This is a genomic window from Streptomyces sp. NPDC044003 (genome assembly GCF_056435185.1).
This window is the reverse complement of record NZ_JBWKFA010000006.1, coordinates 488730-503455: the sequence shown is the minus strand read 5'-3', so window position 1 is coordinate 503455 and position 14726 is coordinate 488730. Positions and strand designations below refer to the sequence as shown.

Annotated in this window: 16 protein-coding genes; 7 read left to right on the top strand and 9 right to left on the bottom strand. The window is 71.0% G+C overall.

The window, feature by feature from the left end; translation table 11 throughout:
- Positions 1–12: 12 nt before the first annotated feature.
- Genes AC07AW_RS25805 through AC07AW_RS25795 form a run of 3 tightly spaced genes read right to left on the bottom strand, consistent with a single transcriptional unit; the run spans position 13 to position 2379 of the window.
- Positions 13–1011 carry an ABC transporter substrate-binding protein gene (locus tag AC07AW_RS25805; protein WP_478817809.1) on the bottom strand — a complete coding sequence of 333 codons (999 nt, stop codon included), beginning with the start codon at positions 1009–1011 and terminating at the stop codon, positions 13–15.
- 5 nt (positions 1012–1016) lie between these two features.
- Complete coding sequence (locus AC07AW_RS25800) at positions 1017–1691, bottom strand: ABC transporter permease (protein ID WP_478817808.1); 675 nt, start codon at positions 1689–1691, stop codon at positions 1017–1019.
- Between the two features lies 1 nt (position 1692).
- Entirely contained in the window at positions 1693–2379 is a 687-nt protein-coding gene (locus AC07AW_RS25795; protein WP_478817807.1) for an ABC transporter permease, read from the bottom strand.
- A 143-nt stretch (positions 2380–2522) separates the two neighbouring features.
- Here AC07AW_RS25795 and AC07AW_RS25790 point away from each other — a divergent pair, with 143 nt between their 5' ends.
- A complete protein-coding gene (locus tag AC07AW_RS25790) occupies positions 2523–3518 on the top strand; it encodes an ABC transporter ATP-binding protein (protein ID WP_478817806.1) in 996 nt (331 codons plus the stop codon).
- On the opposite strand, the gene AC07AW_RS25785 is transcribed toward AC07AW_RS25790, so the two are convergent.
- The gene (locus AC07AW_RS25785; protein ID WP_478817805.1) at positions 3515–4627 is read right to left on the bottom strand and encodes an alpha/beta hydrolase; all 1113 of its coding nucleotides are present in this window, start codon (positions 4625–4627) and stop codon (positions 3515–3517) included. The two genes, AC07AW_RS25790 and AC07AW_RS25785, sit on opposite strands and share 4 nt — an antisense overlap.
- Before the next feature lie 165 nt (positions 4628–4792).
- Between AC07AW_RS25785 and AC07AW_RS25780 the strand changes: the two genes are divergently transcribed.
- The 6 genes from AC07AW_RS25780 to AC07AW_RS25755 all read left to right on the top strand — a co-directional run bounded on the left by AC07AW_RS25780 (position 4793) and on the right by AC07AW_RS25755 (position 9611).
- On the top strand, positions 4793–6628 hold the full coding sequence (locus tag AC07AW_RS25780; protein ID WP_478817804.1) for a phosphatidylglycerol lysyltransferase domain-containing protein: 1836 nt from the start codon (positions 4793–4795) through the stop codon (positions 6626–6628).
- A gap of 28 nt (positions 6629–6656) precedes the next feature.
- Complete coding sequence (gene folP, locus AC07AW_RS25775; protein WP_478817803.1) at positions 6657–7517, top strand: dihydropteroate synthase; 861 nt, start codon at positions 6657–6659, stop codon at positions 7515–7517.
- A complete protein-coding gene (locus tag AC07AW_RS25770) occupies positions 7514–8002 on the top strand; it encodes a nuclear transport factor 2 family protein (protein WP_478817802.1) in 489 nt (162 codons plus the stop codon). The genes folP and AC07AW_RS25770 overlap by 4 nt, the downstream gene beginning before the upstream one ends.
- Before the next feature lie 121 nt (positions 8003–8123).
- Positions 8124–8483 carry a dihydroneopterin aldolase gene (gene folB / locus AC07AW_RS25765; RefSeq protein ID WP_478817801.1) on the top strand — a complete coding sequence of 120 codons (360 nt, stop codon included), beginning with the start codon at positions 8124–8126 and terminating at the stop codon, positions 8481–8483.
- Positions 8480–9079 carry a 2-amino-4-hydroxy-6-hydroxymethyldihydropteridine diphosphokinase gene (folK, locus tag AC07AW_RS25760; protein WP_478817800.1) on the top strand — a complete coding sequence of 200 codons (600 nt, stop codon included), beginning with the start codon at positions 8480–8482 and terminating at the stop codon, positions 9077–9079. The genes folB and folK overlap by 4 nt, the downstream gene beginning before the upstream one ends.
- A gap of 49 nt (positions 9080–9128) precedes the next feature.
- Positions 9129–9611, top strand: coding sequence for a DUF3180 domain-containing protein (locus AC07AW_RS25755; RefSeq protein WP_478817799.1), 483 nt, complete (start codon positions 9129–9131; stop codon positions 9609–9611).
- Between the two features lie 15 nt (positions 9612–9626).
- Here AC07AW_RS25755 and AC07AW_RS25750 read toward each other — a convergent pair whose 3' ends face one another.
- The 5 genes from AC07AW_RS25750 to tilS all read right to left on the bottom strand — a co-directional run bounded on the left by AC07AW_RS25750 (position 9627) and on the right by tilS (position 14680).
- On the bottom strand, positions 9627–10154 hold the full coding sequence (locus tag AC07AW_RS25750; RefSeq protein ID WP_478817798.1) for an SMI1/KNR4 family protein: 528 nt from the start codon (positions 10152–10154) through the stop codon (positions 9627–9629).
- A 47-nt stretch (positions 10155–10201) separates the two neighbouring features.
- On the bottom strand, positions 10202–10807 hold the full coding sequence (folE, locus tag AC07AW_RS25745) for a GTP cyclohydrolase I FolE (protein WP_478817797.1): 606 nt from the start codon (positions 10805–10807) through the stop codon (positions 10202–10204).
- Positions 10808–10909: 102 nt separating this feature from the next.
- Entirely contained in the window at positions 10910–12928 is a 2019-nt protein-coding gene (gene ftsH / locus AC07AW_RS25740) for an ATP-dependent zinc metalloprotease FtsH (protein ID WP_478817796.1), read from the bottom strand.
- A 172-nt stretch (positions 12929–13100) separates the two neighbouring features.
- Positions 13101–13640 (bottom strand): hypoxanthine phosphoribosyltransferase, encoded by a 540-nt coding sequence (gene hpt / locus AC07AW_RS25735; RefSeq protein WP_030219931.1) that lies wholly within the window; start codon positions 13638–13640, stop codon positions 13101–13103.
- A 41-nt stretch (positions 13641–13681) separates the two neighbouring features.
- Positions 13682–14680: a tRNA lysidine(34) synthetase TilS gene (gene tilS, locus AC07AW_RS25730; RefSeq protein WP_478817795.1), complete on the bottom strand. Its 999-nt coding sequence runs from the start codon at positions 14678–14680 to the stop codon at positions 13682–13684.
- Positions 14681–14726 lie beyond the last annotated feature (46 nt).

The window sequence follows — 14726 nt, the reverse complement described above, 5'->3', positions numbered from 1 at the left end:
CTCCCCCGCCGCCTACTTCTTGAGCAGCCCCTTCGTCTCCAGATACTCCTTGGCGACGTCCTCCGGCTTCGCCCGCTCGGCGTCCACCTTGCGGTTGAGTTCGGCGAGATCCGCTGTGGTCAGCACCTTGGTGATCTTGTCGAGCGCGGCGGCTATCTCGGGAGAGCCGGCGTCCTTGGCGTTGACCACGGGCACCACGTTGTCGGCGTTCTGCAGATGCTTGTCGTCCGTGAGGAAGACGAGGCCGTACGTGTCGATCGTGGCGTCCGTGGTCGTGGTCAGGACCAGCTGGTCCACGCCGTCCTTCACCGCCTGCTTGGCCTGCGGCGTACCGACGCCCTTGGGGTCGATCCCGGCCACGTCGATCCCGTACGTCTTCTTCAGACCGGGCGCGCAGAAGGGGCGCACCGCGCATTCGTCACCGGCGGCGATCTTCACCTTCAGCTTCGCGCGGCCCAGATCGGAAAGCGTCGTCAGCTTGTTCTTCTCGGCGAATTCCTTCGTCACCGCGAAGGCGTTCTGATCGACGGCCTCTCCGGCCGCGAGCACCTTCAGACCGCGCGGTTCGGCGAGCTTCCGCAGCGCTTCGACGGTGGCCGTCGCGTCGCCCGAGGCGACCGGCTTGTCCTCGGGCGCCTTCGGCCCGTTCACCTTCGCGTTGAGGAATTCCGCGATCGTCGCCGCGTATTCCGGGACGACATCGATCTCGCCGTTCTCGAGGGAGGGTTCGTACAGCTCGCGATTCTTCACCGTGGTGATGGACACCGAGTATCCGGCGGCCCTCAGCGACTGCGCGTACAGCTCGGCGAGGACCTTGGCCTCCGTGAAGGCGGCCGCGCCGACCACCAGCGAGCCCTTCTCCCCGCCCCCGGAGCCGCCGGAGCTCCCGGAGTCCTTCTTCTTGCCTTCCTCCAGGCTGTCACCGCCGCACGCGGCGAGGGCGACGGTCAGCGCCGCCGTCCCCAGCAGCGCGCCCGCGATACGCGAGACCTTGTTCACCAGATCACCCATCCCAGTCAGCGTTCGGTAAGTCTTCTGTTCCGTGCGAAAAGGCGGTCCGCGGCCACCAGGACGCCCTCCACCAGGAGGGCGAGCAGCGCCACGAGCACGGCGCCCGCGACGACCTGCGCGGTGTCGTACGTGGCGAAGCCGGCCGTGATGATCCGGCCCAGGCCGCCCTGTCCGACCATCGCGGCGACCGTCGCCGTGGCGACCACCTGCACCGCGGCCGAGCGGACCCCGGTCATCACCACCGGCCGGGCCAGCGGGAGTTCGACCCGCAGGAAGAGCTGACCGCCCGTCATCCCCATGCCCCGCGCGGCCCGCACCGCGGCCCGGTCCACCTCCCGCACCCCCACGTACGCGTTGGTGAGGAGCGGGGGTATCGCGAAGAGCACGAGGGCCACCACCGTCGGCACATAGCCGGCGTTCCGCAGGGGCGACACCATGAACAGGGCCAGCACCGCGAAGACGGGGATCGCCCGCCCCACGTTCGACACGTTCACCGCGAGCGCCCCGCCCCGGCCGAGGTGGCCGAGCCACAGGCCCAGCGGCAGCGCGAGCGCCGCCGCGATCAGGAGCGCGGCCCCGCTCACGTACACGTGCTCGGCGAGCCGCTGCCCGATGCCGTCCTCGCCCGTCCAGTGCGCGCCGGTGGTGAGCCAGCCCCAGGCGTCCGTCACGATGCCCATCTCACCCACCTCCCGGCGCGGTCCGTATCCGGGTCCACGGCGTCAGCAGCCGCTGGAGGCCCAGGAGCAGCAGGTCGGCGGTGACGGCGAGCAGCACGCACAGCACCGAGGCGGCGAGCATCTGCGCCTTGAAGAAGGTCGGCAGCGCGTCCTCGATGAGATTGCCGAGGCCTCCGCGGCCGACGACCGAGCCGACCGTCGTCAGCGCGATCGTGGAGACCGTCGCCATCCGCACGCCGGCCATCAGCACCGGCAGCGCCAGCGGGAGTTCGACCTGCCAGAGCATCCGCAGCGAGCCGTACCCCATGCCCCGGGCGGCCTCCCGCGTCTCGGCCGGCACGGCGGCGAGCCCCGCGAGGGTGTTCCGCACGAGGATCGTCAGCGCGTACAGCACGAGGCCGGTCACGACGAGCGCCACCGAAAGCCCGAAGAGGGGGAGCAGCAGCGAGAACATCGCGAGCGACGGCACCGTGTAGAGCAGGGTGGTCAGACCGAGGACCGGTCCGGCGAACCGGGGCCGGGCGCGGACGAGCAGCGCGAGGGGCACCGCGACGGCGAGCGCGATCAGCACGGACGCGACGGTGATTCCCACATGCTGGAGCAGCGCGTCCGTCAACTCCTCGCCGCGCGTGCGCAGATACTCACCGCAGATCCAGTCGTTCGTGACCAGACAGTTCGGCGCGCTCATCGTCCCTCCCCCCGGCTCGTCCGCCCTCCCGAACGCTTGTGTGACGACCCTAACCCCCGCCACCGACAATCCCCGAGACCCGCCACAATGCGGCAACACGCCCTTCACACGCCCCCGGTGCCCAGGGGACAGAATGGGGAACCATGATCCGGTTCGAGCACGTGACCAAGCGGTACGACGACGGCACGACGGCGGTGGACGACCTCTCCTTCGAGGTCGCCGAGGGCGAACTCGTCACCCTGGTCGGCCCGTCCGGCTGCGGCAAGACGACCACGATGATGATGGTCAACCGGCTCGTCGAGCCGACCTCCGGCCGTGTCCTCGTCGACGGGAAGGACATCGCCGACGTCGACCCGGTCGCCCTGCGCCGCAAGATCGGCTACGTCATCCAGCAGGTCGGGCTCTTCCCCCACCGCACGGTCCTCGACAACACCGCGACCGTCCCCGCCCTGCTCGGCTGGAAGAAGGCCGCCGCACGCGCGCGTGCCGCCGAACTCCTCGACCTCGTCGGCCTCGACCCGGCCGTGTACGGCTCCCGCTACCCCGCCCAGCTCTCCGGCGGCCAGCGCCAGCGCGTCGGTGTCGCCCGCGCCCTCGCCGCCGACCCGCCCGTCCTCCTCATGGACGAGCCCTTCGGCGCCGTCGACCCGGTCGTCCGCGAGCGTCTCCAGAACGAGTTCCTCGCGCTCCAGGCCACCGTCCGCAAGACCGTCCTCCTCGTCACCCACGACATCGAGGAGGCCGTCCGCATGGGCGACCGCATGGCCGTCTACGGACACGGGCGCATCGAACAGTTCGACACGCCCGCCACCGTCCTCGGCTCCCCCGCCACCCCGTACGTCGCGGACTTCGTCGGCAGCGACCGCGGCCTCAAGCGGCTCGCGGTCACCCCCGTCACCGAGGCCGACCTCGACATCTGGAAGGGAAGCCGCGAAGGGTACGCCGGCGGCCCCGAGGAAGACGAGGACGGCACCCGTGTACCCCTCGGGACCTCCCTCAAGGACGCCCTCGCCGAGCTCCTCCAGCACGACACCGGCCGCCTCACCGTCACCGGCGACGACGGCCGGCCGCTCGGCGTCCTCACCCCCGCCGGCGTCCACCGCGCCCTGCGCCGCGCCTCCGCCCCCGAAGCCGGTTAGTTCGCGCTGAGCCGCTCACCCATCCAGACCAGGCCCGGCGCGATCTCCCGGTTCCACGTGTTGAAGTTGTGGCCGCCGCTGTCCAGGACGATCGACGAGACCTGCGCCGGGCTCTTCACCTTCCGGATGAACTCCCGCGTGCTCTTCAGGTTCCCCTCGCCCTTCTTCGACGTCGTCACCAGGAACGACGTACTCCCCAACTGCCCGTGGTCCAGGCTCCACAGCAGGTCGCCCCGCCGGCGCAGCGCGGTGTCCCCGTGGAACAGGTCCCCGGTCGTGACGTCCTCCGCCGCCTTGTAGTACGCGGAGAGGCCCGCCCCCGCCGCGAACCGGTCCGGGTGGTGGAGGGCGATCTTCAGCGCACAGTAACCGCCCGTCGAGTTCCCCATGAACCCCCAGTTCCGGGCCTTCGTCCCCACCCGGTACATCCCCGAGACCGCCTTCGGCAGGTCCTCCGCGAAAAACGTTTCCGCCTGCGGGCCCCCGGGGATGTCCACGCACTCGGTGTCCCGCGGCGGCGCCACCGTCGGACGCAGCATCACCAGGATCATCGGCTGCATCCGCCCCGCCCTCGCCTGGGCGTACGCCTTCCCCGGATAGTCGAGCGCCTTGATCAGGTTCTCCGCCGTCCCCGGATACCCCGTCAGCACCACCGTCGCCGGGAACTTCCGCTTCGCGTACCGCGCCTGGAAGTACTCCGGCGGCAGATACACATAGGCCGGCGAGGCGATCCCCGACCGCTCCCCCTCCACCACGACCTTCTGCACCTGCCCGCCGACCGACGGACGGCTGCCGCCCGGCACGTCGAGCGCCTGCGTCCCCACCACCCGCACGTCCTTCGAGCCGGCCGCGTGGTCGACGACCACCCCCAGCTCCTGCTCCTGACCGAACAGGTCGGCCCACGAGCCGTAGAAGAGGAACGACCGGTTCGCCCCCAGGCCCACCGCCGCGAACAGCGCCAGCTGCGTCACGAGCAGCAGCCCCACCCGCCCCGTGACCGGCCGCCAGCCACGCCGCGAGAGCCTCGGCCACAGCCAGACCGTGGCCCCGAACAGCACCACGGCCAGCACCACGGCCGACACGAGGACTTTGTCACTGGTGAGACCCATGAGACGACCGAGCCTTCTTTCCGAGATTTTCCTGTGCACGAATGAACCCGACCCCGTACACCTCCGTCATAGAAGGCGCACCAGCCGGAACGGCCCGCCGAACGCGCCGCAGGGCCCGACCGGAGTCAAAGACCCTGCGCAGGACCACGGGAAGTACGGGAAGCCATGTCTGTCACGGTAGATGGGGACAAATCGGGATTGGTTCCGGTTCGGGTGCGGCGGATTCTCCGCGGCCCCCGTCCCGAGAAGGTCCCGGCCCTCGTCGGCACGGCCTGCACCCTCATCGGCCTCATCGACATCGCCGCCGGGGTCTTCCCCCGCTTCCGCGCCAGCCGCATGCACGCGGTCGCCGAAGTCCTCCCCGGCACCCTCGGCCCGCTCTCCGCCGCCCTCTCCCTGAGCGCCGGCGTCCTCCTCCTGCTCCTCGCCCACGGCCTCAAACGGAACAAGCGCCGCGCCTGGCGCGCCGCCGTCGTCCTCCTCCCCCTCGGCGCCGCCGCCCAGTTCGTCTGGCGGCACTCCGTCCTAGGCGCCGTCCTCTCCCTCGTACTCCTCGCCCTCCTCGTACGCCACCGGGGCGAGTTCGCCGCCCTCCCCGACCCCCGCAGCCGCTGGCGGGCCCTCGCCAACTTCGTCGTCATGGGCGCCGGATCCATCGCCCTCGGCCTCGTCATCGTCAGCGCCCACCCCCGCCGCGTCGTCGGCAGCCCCAGCCTCGCCGACCGCCTCGAACACGTCCTCTACGGACTCCTCGGCATCGAAGGCCCCGTCGCCTACACCAAGGGCGTCGACTGGACCGTCGGCTACTCCCTCGGCGCCCTCGGCATGCTCACCGCCCTCACCACCATCTACCTGGCCTTCCGCCCCGAACACCCCGCCGCCCGCCTCACCGACGAGGACGAGATCCGGCTCCGCGCCCTCCTCGACCAGCACGGCGGCCGCGACTCCCTCGGCCACTTCGCACTCCGCAGCGACAAGGGCGTCGTCTTCTCCCCCAGCGGCAAGGCCGCCGTCTGCTACCGCGTCGTCTCCGGCGTCATGCTCGCCAGCGGCGACCCCATCGGCGACGTCGAAGCCTGGCCCGGCGCCATCGAACGCTTCATGGACGAGGCCAAAGCCCACTCCTGGACCCCCGCCGTCATGGGCTGCTCCGAGACCGGCGGCCAGGTCTGGACCCGCGAGACCGGCCTCGACGCCCTCGAACTCGGCGACGAGGCGGTGGTCGACGTCGCGGATTTCTCCCTCTCCGGCCGGGCCATGCGCAACGTCCGCCAGATGGTCAAACGCATCGAGCGCAACGGCTACACCACCCAGGTCCGCCGGGTCCGTGACCTCGACGACGAGGAACTCGAACGCGTCCGCCGCGCCGCCGCCGACTGGCGCGGCACCGACACCGAACGCGGCTTCTCCATGGCCCTCGGCCGCATCGGCGCCCCCGGCGACGGCGACGCCGTCATAGCGACCGCCCACAAGGACGACGACACCTCGCCCTACGGCGACCTCAAGGCGATCATCCACTTCGTGCCCTGGGGCCCCGACGGCATGTCCCTCGAACTCATGCGCCGCGACCGCTCCGCCGACCCCGGCATGAACGAGCTCCTCATCGTCGCCGCCCTCCAGGCCTCCCCCGACCTCGGCATCGCGCGCGTGTCCCTCAACTTCGCCATGTTCCGCGCCGCCCTCGCCCGCGGCGAGAAGATCGGCGCGGGACCCGTCCTGCGCGTCTGGCGCGGCCTCCTCGTCTTCCTCTCCCGCTGGTTCCAGATCGAGTCGCTCTACAAGTTCAACGCCAAGTTCCGGCCACGCTGGGAACCCCGCTTCGTCGTCTACCGCAAGAGCCGCGACCTCCCCCGCATCGGCTTCGCCGCCATGCAGGCCGAAGGCTTCGTGAACCTCTCCCTGCCCCGCCCCTTCACCCACCGGCGCCCCGCCCCGGCCCCCCGCCCCTGCGCCCACATCGTCCCCGCCCAGACGGCCGACCGAGAGGTCCGCGCGGCCTGATATCACCCCTGGGCCCTACGCTGGACACATGAGTACGACGATCGACCGGGGCACGGCCCAGGGCCTGCCGGAGTGGGACCGCTGCGCGGTCATGGGCGTGGTCAACGTGACCCCCGACTCCTTCTCCGACGGCGGCCGCTGGTTCGACACCACGGCCGCCGTCAAACACGGCCTCGACCTGGTCGCCGAGGGCGCCGACCTCGTCGACGTCGGCGGCGAGTCCACCCGCCCCGGCGCCACCCGCGTCGACGAGGACGAAGAGCTCCGCCGGGTCATCCCCGTCGTCCGCGGCCTCGCCGCCGAAGGCGTCACCGTCTCCGTCGACACCATGCGCGCCGCCGTCGCCGCCCGCGCCGTCGAAGCCGGCGCCGTCCTCGTCAACGACGTCAGCGGCGGCCTCGCCGACCCCGGCATGATCCCCGCCGTCGCCGCCGCCGAAGTCCCCTTCGTCGTCATGCACTGGCGCGGCTTCAGCGAGAACATGAACAGCCTCGCCGTGTACGACGACGTCGTCGGCGAGGTCGTCGCCGAACTCCGCACCCGCATGGAGGCCGTCGTCGACGGCGGCATCGCCCCCGAACGGATCGTCATCGACCCCGGCCTCGGCTTCGCCAAACTCGCCCCCCACGACCTGGCCCTCGTCGCCCACCTCCCCGAACTCCGCGCCCTCGGCCGCCCCCTCCTCGTCGCCGCCTCCCGCAAGCGGTTCCTCGGCCACGTCCTCACCCGCGAGGGCGCCACGCCGCCCCCCGCCCGCGAGCGCGACGCCGCCACCGCCGCCGTCTCCGCCATCGCCGCCCACACGGGCGCGTGGGCCGTCCGCGTCCACGAGGTACGGGCCACCGCCGACGCCGTACGGGTCGCCCGAGCCGTCGAGGGAGCCGCGTGAGCCGCACGGACCGCGGCACCGACGAGGCAGCCGTCGAAGCCGCCAACACCGCCTTCTACGAGGCCATGGAGACCGGCGACTTCGAGAGCCTCTCCGGACTCTGGCTCGACGACGGAGCCACCCCCATCACCTGCGTCCACCCCGGCTGGCCCGTCCTCACCGGCCGCGGCGAGGTGCTCCGCTCGTACGCCCTGATCATGGCGAACACCGACTACATCCAGTTCTTCCTCACCGACCTGCGGATCTCCCTGGCCGGCGACACCGCCCTCGTCACCTGCACCGAGAACATCCTCAGCGGCGGCCCCGCCGAGGACGGAGCCGAGCTCGGCCCCCTCGTCGGCCAGCTCGTCGTCGCCACCAATGTGTTCCGCCGCACACCCGGAGGCTGGCGGATCTGGTCCCACCACGCCTCTCCCGTCCTCGGCGACACCGAGGAGACAAGCGGCCCCGAAGACGGCGCCGAGCCTTCGGAACCACCCTCCTGACCCGCCCACGGCCCCCCAAGGGCAAGCGCTGTCGGTCCCCGCAGGTAGATTCGAAGTGGACACCCGGCCGTCCGCACCCGGCTGCGTGGCCACCCGAACTACGACAGCAGGAGTGATTCGCGTGGATCGTGTCGCGCTGCGCGGCCTCAAGGCCCGAGGCCACCACGGCGTCTTCCCCAAGGAGCGCGAGGAGGGCCAGACCTTCATCGTGGACCTGGTTCTCAGCCTGGACACCCGCCCGGCGGCCGCCGAGGACGACCTCACGAAGACCGTGCACTACGGCATCGTCGCCGAAGAGGTCGTCGACGTCGTCCAGGGCGAGCCCGTCGACCTCATCGAAACCCTCGCCGAGCGCATCGCCCAGCAGTGCCTCAGCCACGCCGGGGTACAAGAGGTGGAGGTCGTCGTCCACAAGCCGGACGCGCCCATCACCGTGCCCTTCGACGACGTGACCATCACGATCACCCGGAGCCGACGATGAAGCCGATGCAGAGCGACCCCACCGTCCAGCCCGTGCCGGCCTCCGTCGTCGAGACCGTCGACGCCGCCGACACCACCCTCTCCAACCCCCGCTGGGCCGTCATCGCCCTCGGCGCCAACCTCGGCAACCGCCTGGAGACCCTCCAGGGCGCCGTGGACGCCCTCGGCGACACCCCCGGCCTCCGCGTCAAAGCCGTCTCCCCCGTCTACGAGACGGCCCCCTGGGGCGTCGAGCCCGGCAGCCAGCCCTCGTACCTCAACGCCGTCGCCCTCGTGAAGACGACGCTGCCGCCCTCCTCCCTCCTGGAGCGGGCCCACGCCGTCGAGGAGGCCTTCCACCGCGTCCGCGAGGAGCGCTGGGGCGCCCGCACCATCGACGTCGACATCGTCGCCTACGCGGACGTGGTCTCCGAGGACCCCGTCCTCACCCTCCCGCACCCCCGCGCCCACCAGCGCGCCTTCGTCCTCGCCCCCTGGCACGACGTGGACCCCGACGCCCAGCTCCCCGGCCACGGCCCGGTCGCCGACCTCCTCGCCGCCCTCGGCCGCGAAGGCGTCACTCCCCGTGTCGACCTGGAACTCCGTCTCCCGGAGTAGTCGTTACGCTCGTGCCAGACCGCCCCAGCGACGACCCGAAGGACACCCGGTGAAACAACTGCGGCTGAAAGTACTCACCGGACTGTTCCTGGTCGCCGGCATCCTCTCCTGGGGCGCCGCCCGGCTCTGGGACGCGTTCGGCACCCTCCCCAGCGTGCCGCTCGCCGCGCCCATCGTCCTCGCCGTGATCGCCGTCGTCCTCACCGCGACCGCCCTCTCGATCCGCGCCCGCCTCAAGGCCCAGCGCGAGCGCCGCCCCGGCGCCAAGGGCGTCGAACCCCTGATGGCGGCCCGCGCGGTGGTCTTCGGCCAGGCGAGCGCCCTGGTCGCCGCCCTCGTCGCCGGCATGTACGGCGGCACGGGCGTCTTCCTCCTCGGCTCCCTCGACGTCCCCGCCCGCCGCGACCAGGCCCTCTACGCGGCCTTCTCGGTCGCGGCGGGCATCGCCGTCATCGCGGCCGCCCTCTTCCTGGAGCGCGTGTGCAAGCTCCCGGAGGACGACGACGAAGGCCCGGGCAAGGCCCGGGTCTAGGTCTGCGGGCGGGGCTCAGCGGCAGAGCTCGTCGAGGTCCTCGGAGAAGCCGGCGAACTCGGCCTGCGCCTCGGTGACGATCTCCCGGGCAGCCCGGCGCGGCGTGGTGGCGTGCCGCTCGGCGAGCTCGGCCAGGGCGGCGTCCGGGCGCGCCGCCCGCTCCCTGTACAGCGCGGCCTCCATCGGCCCGAAGCCGTCGGCCAGCACCCACAGGAAGTCGGACAGGTTTCCGGCGACCACCCCGCGCTCGCCCTCCGAGCCCATGAAGACCACGGGCTGCGCGGCGAGCGGCAGCCCCGGCCGCGCGCACCAGATCGCCGCGAGCCCACCGGCCCCGTCCTGCCCGAAGACGCGGTAGGCGTCCCCGTCGAGTTCGTGGTTGCCGGTCCAGTGCCGGATCCAGTCCGTGGTCTCCGCGGCGGTCTCGAAGTCCTCGTACGGCTCGAAGTCGACGCCCGCGCCCTCGGCGTAGTCGAACGCGGCGCGGGCGACAGCGGCCAGCGCGGGCGGGAAGCGGCGGTCTTCGCAGGTCGTCTCGATCATCCGCGCAGGCTAACCGCTCCCACCGACATCGCCCCGGTACCGGCGGACTAGCGAGCCAGTATCAGGGACATGGCCTCGGCACGGGTGGTGGCGTCACGGAGCTGGCCGCGCACCGCCGAGGTCGTCGTCTTCGCGCCCGGCTTGCGGACTCCGCGGAGAGCCATGCACATGTGCTCCGCCTCGATGACGACGATCGCGCCGCGCGCCTCAAGGATCCTCATGAGCGAGTCGGCGATCTGCGTCGTCAGACGCTCCTGCACCTGCGGGCGCCGGGCATAGACGTCGACCAGACGGGCCAGCTTCGACAGACCGGTAATCTTGCCCGTTTCCGCCGGAATGTAACCAATGTGAGCTACGCCATGAAATGGCAGCAAATGATGTTCACACTGACTAGTCAGTTCAATGTCCTTCACCAGGACCATCTCGTCGTGTCCCAGGTCGAACGTCGTCGTCAGAACGTCCTCGGGCTTCTGCCACAGCCCCGCGAACAGCTCCCTGTACGCCCGCGCCACCCGCGCCGGCGTCTCCTTCAGCCCCTCGCGGTCCGGGTCCTCGCCGACCGCGATGAGGAGCTCCCGTACGGCGTTCTCGGCGCGCTTCTCGTCGAACTCGCCGATCGTGCCCTCGCCGTCCAGCGTCACCGGGTCGGTCATCCTGTGCCTCGTTCCGTCTGACTGTGTGCGCGCGAAATAGCCGCGCCCCCACAGGCTAGAACCTGTGGGGGCGCGGCTTCCATTCCGGGGGTGCCGGGACGGTCAGTCCTCGGGGGCGTCCACCGGGGCGATGTCGATGCCCTTGGTGGTGTCCACCGCCGTGGTCGCCGTGCCGTTCGCGCTGTTCGTCAGGGCCAGCTCCTTGGGGGAGAGGACCGGCGGACGCGTGGACGGGGTGCGGCGGGCCGAGCCCGTCCAGGCCGGGCGGGCCGGGCGCTTGACGATGGGGGCGAAGATCTCGGCGATCTCCTCCTTGCCCAGCGTCTCCTTCTCGAGGAGGGCGAGGACCAGGTTGTCGAGGACGTCACGGTTCTCGACGAGGATCTCCCAGGCCTCGTTGTGCGCGGTCTCGATGAGCTTCTTGACCTCTTCGTCGACCAGCGCCGCGACCTCTTCCGAGTAGTCGCGCTGGTGCGCCATCTCACGGCCGAGGAAGGGCTCGGTGTTGTCGCCGCCGAACTTGATCGCGCCGAGCCGCTCGGTCATGCCGTACTGCGTGACCATGGCGCGTGCCGTGCCCGTGGCCTTCTCGATGTCGTTCGCGGCGCCCGTGGTCGGGTCGTGGAAGACGAGCTCCTCGGCCGCGCGCCCGCCCAGCATGTACGCCAGCTGGTCGAGCATCTCGTTGCGCGTGGTCGAGTACTTGTCCTCTTCCGGGAGCACCATCGTGTAGCCCAGGGCGCGGCCGCGGGACAGGATGGTGATCTTGTGGACGGGGTCGGCGTTCGGCGAGGCCGCCGCGACGAGGGCGTGGCCGCCCTCGTGGTACGCGGTGATCTTCTTCTCCTTGTCCGACATGATCCGGGTCCGCTTCTGCGGGCCCGCGACCACACGGTCGATCGCCTCGTCCAGAGCCGTGTTGTCGATCAGCTTCTGGTCGCCGCGAGCGGTGAGGAGCGCCGCCTCGTTGAGGACGTTGGAGAGGTCTGCACCGGTGAAGCCGGGGGTGCGACGGGCGACGGCGCCGAGGTCGACGTCCGGGGCGACCGGCTTGCCCTTCTGGTGGACCTTGAGGATCTCCAGGCGGCCCTGCATGTCCGGGCGGTCGACGGCGATCTGCCGGTCGAAGCGGCCGGGGCGCAGGAGCGCGGGGTCGAGGATGTCGGGGCGGTTCGTGGCGGCGATCAGGATGACGCCGCCCTTGACGTCGAAGCCGTCCATCTCGACGAGGAGCTGGTTGAGGGTCTGCTCGCGCTCGTCGTGGCCGCCGCCGAGGCCGGCGCCGCGGTGGCGTCCGACGGCGTCGATCTCGTCGACGAAGACGATCGCGGGAGCGTTGGCCTTGGCCTGCTCGAAGAGGTCGCGGACCCGGGAGGCGCCGACGCCGACGAACATCTCGACGAAGTCGGAGCCGGAGATCGAGTAGAACGGCACGCCGGCCTCGCCGGCGACGGCGCGCGCGAGGAGCGTCTTGCCGGTTCCGGGCGGGCCGTAGAGCAGGACGCCCTTGGGGATCTTGGCGCCGACGGCCTGGAACTTCGCGGGCTCCTGGAGGAATTCCTTGATCTCGTGGAGTTCCTCGACGGCCTCGTCCGAGCCGGCGACGTCGGCGAACGTGGTCTTCGGCGTGTCCTTGGTGATGAGCTTCGCCTTGGACTTGCCGAACTGCATGACGCGGGAGCCGCCGCCCTGCATCTGGTTCATCAGGAAGAGGAAGACGACCACGATGAGGACGAAGGGGAGGAGCGAGAGCAGGATCGAGACGAAGGGCGACTGCTTCGTCGGGGAGACGGTGTAGCCCTTCTCGATCTGCCCGGCCTCGAACTTGTCCTGGAGCTTGTCGGCGAGGTCCGCGCCCTGGGTGCCGATGTAGCTGGCCTGGACCTTGCTGCTCTTGTCGATCTTCTGGCCGTCGATGAGCTCGATCTTGATGATCTGCTCGTCACCGGTGGTGAGCTTTGCCTGCTTGACCTGGTTCTTGTCGATCGCCTGGACGACCTGGCCGGTGTCCACCGTCTTGTAGCCCTCGGACGAGCCGACGACCTGCATCAGCACGACCACGGCGAGGACGGCCAGCACGATCCACATGACCGGCCCACGGAAGTATCGCTTCACGTCCATCCATACGGAGCGAGTACGCCCCGTCCCTCCTGCCCGTAGGAAAATGCTGCTGTGAGAGCTGCTGTGTGAAAAAGCTGTTCTTCGGACGGTACCTCAGCATCGTCGCCCGCGACCGCCTTCCCACGGTTCAACGGGGGGAAGGCGGTGCGGGTTCCCCGTACGGGGGCGGGGTTCAGCCGCCGTAGACGTGCGGAGCGAGCGTGCCGACGAACGGAAGGTTCCGGTACTTCTCGGCGTAGTCGAGGCCGTAGCCGACGACGAACTCGTTGGGGATGTCGAAGCCGATCCACTTGACGTCGATGGCGACCTTCGCGGCCTCCGGCTTGCGCAGGAGGGTGCACACCTCGAGGGAGGCGGGCTCGCGGGAGCCGAGGTTCGACAGCAGCCAGGACAGGGTCAGGCCGGAGTCGATGATGTCCTCGACGATCAGGACGTGCTTGCCCTTGATGTCGGTGTCGAGGTCCTTGAGGATCCGGACGACGCCGGAGGACTGGGTGCCGGCGCCGTAGGAGGAGACGGCCATCCAGTCCATGGTGACGGGGGTGGACAGGGCGCGAGCCAGATCCGCCATGACCATCACCGCGCCCTTGAGGACACCGACGATGAGCAGGTCCTTGCCCGCGTATTCCGCGTCGATCTTCGCGGCCAGCTCTGCCAGCTTGGCGTCGATCTCTTCCTTGGTGATGAGCACCGACTGGAGGTCGGTGCCCATGTCCTTCTCGTTCACCCGGGTCACTTTCGTTGCAGCGTGCGTCAGCCTTGCCGGATGACCAGTCTGCCACCCTGACGGCGCGCTTCGACTCGGCCGGGCAGGTTGATGGCCCCTTGGCCGCGCCATCCGGTGATGAGCCGGTCGACTTCTTCGATGTGGCGGGCGAAGAGGGAGCCGGCGGGAGCGCCCTCGGCGATCACGGCGCGGCGCAGGACTCGGCGGCGTACGGCGGGGGGCAGCCCGAAGAGCTTGGCGCATTCGAGGGCGCCCGCCTCGTCGCGTACGGCGGTCTCTGCGTCGGCGGCCCAGGTGTCGAGGGCGTCGGCGTCGTCGCGGGAGAGCTGGGCCGTTCGGGCGAGGGCTTCGACGACGCCCTTGCCGAGGGCCTTCTCGAGGGCGGGGAGGCCCTCGTGGCGGAGCCGGGAGCGGGTGTAGGCGGGGTCGCTGTTGTGCGGGTCGTCCCAGACGGCGAGTTCCTGGGCGATGCAGGCCTTGCGGACGGTCTGGCGGTCGAGCTGGAGGAACGGGCGCCGGTAGCGGCCGGAGGCGCCGGAGACGGCGGCCATGCCGGAGAGCGAGCGGATGCCGGAGCCTCGGGCGAGGCCGAGGAGGACGGTCTCGGCCTGGTCGTCGCGCGTGTGGCCGAGGAGGATCGCGGCGGCGCCGTGGCGCTCGGCGGCGGCGTCGAGGGCGGCGTACCGGGCGTCGCGGGCCGCGGCCTCGGGGCCTCCTTCCCGGCCGACGGTGACCGTGTGGGACTCGACAGGGGTGAGTCCGAGGGCGGTCATGCGTCCGGCGACCTCGGCGGCCCGGGTGTCGGAGCCGTCCTGGAGGCCGTGGTCGACGGTGATGCCGCCGGCGCGCACGGGAAGTTTGCGGGCCTCGAAGGCGAGGGCGGAGGCGAGCGCCATGGAGTCGGCGCCTCCGGAGCAGGCGACGAGCACCAGCGGTTCGTCGCCGGTGGTGTGGTCGGTGAGGACGTCGTGGAGTACGCGGCGGACCGCCAGGCGTATCGCCGCGACCGCAGGATGGGGACCCATGTCCGGTGCCCTTCGTGATGGGAGTGGGGTGCCTCGGTCGGAGTCT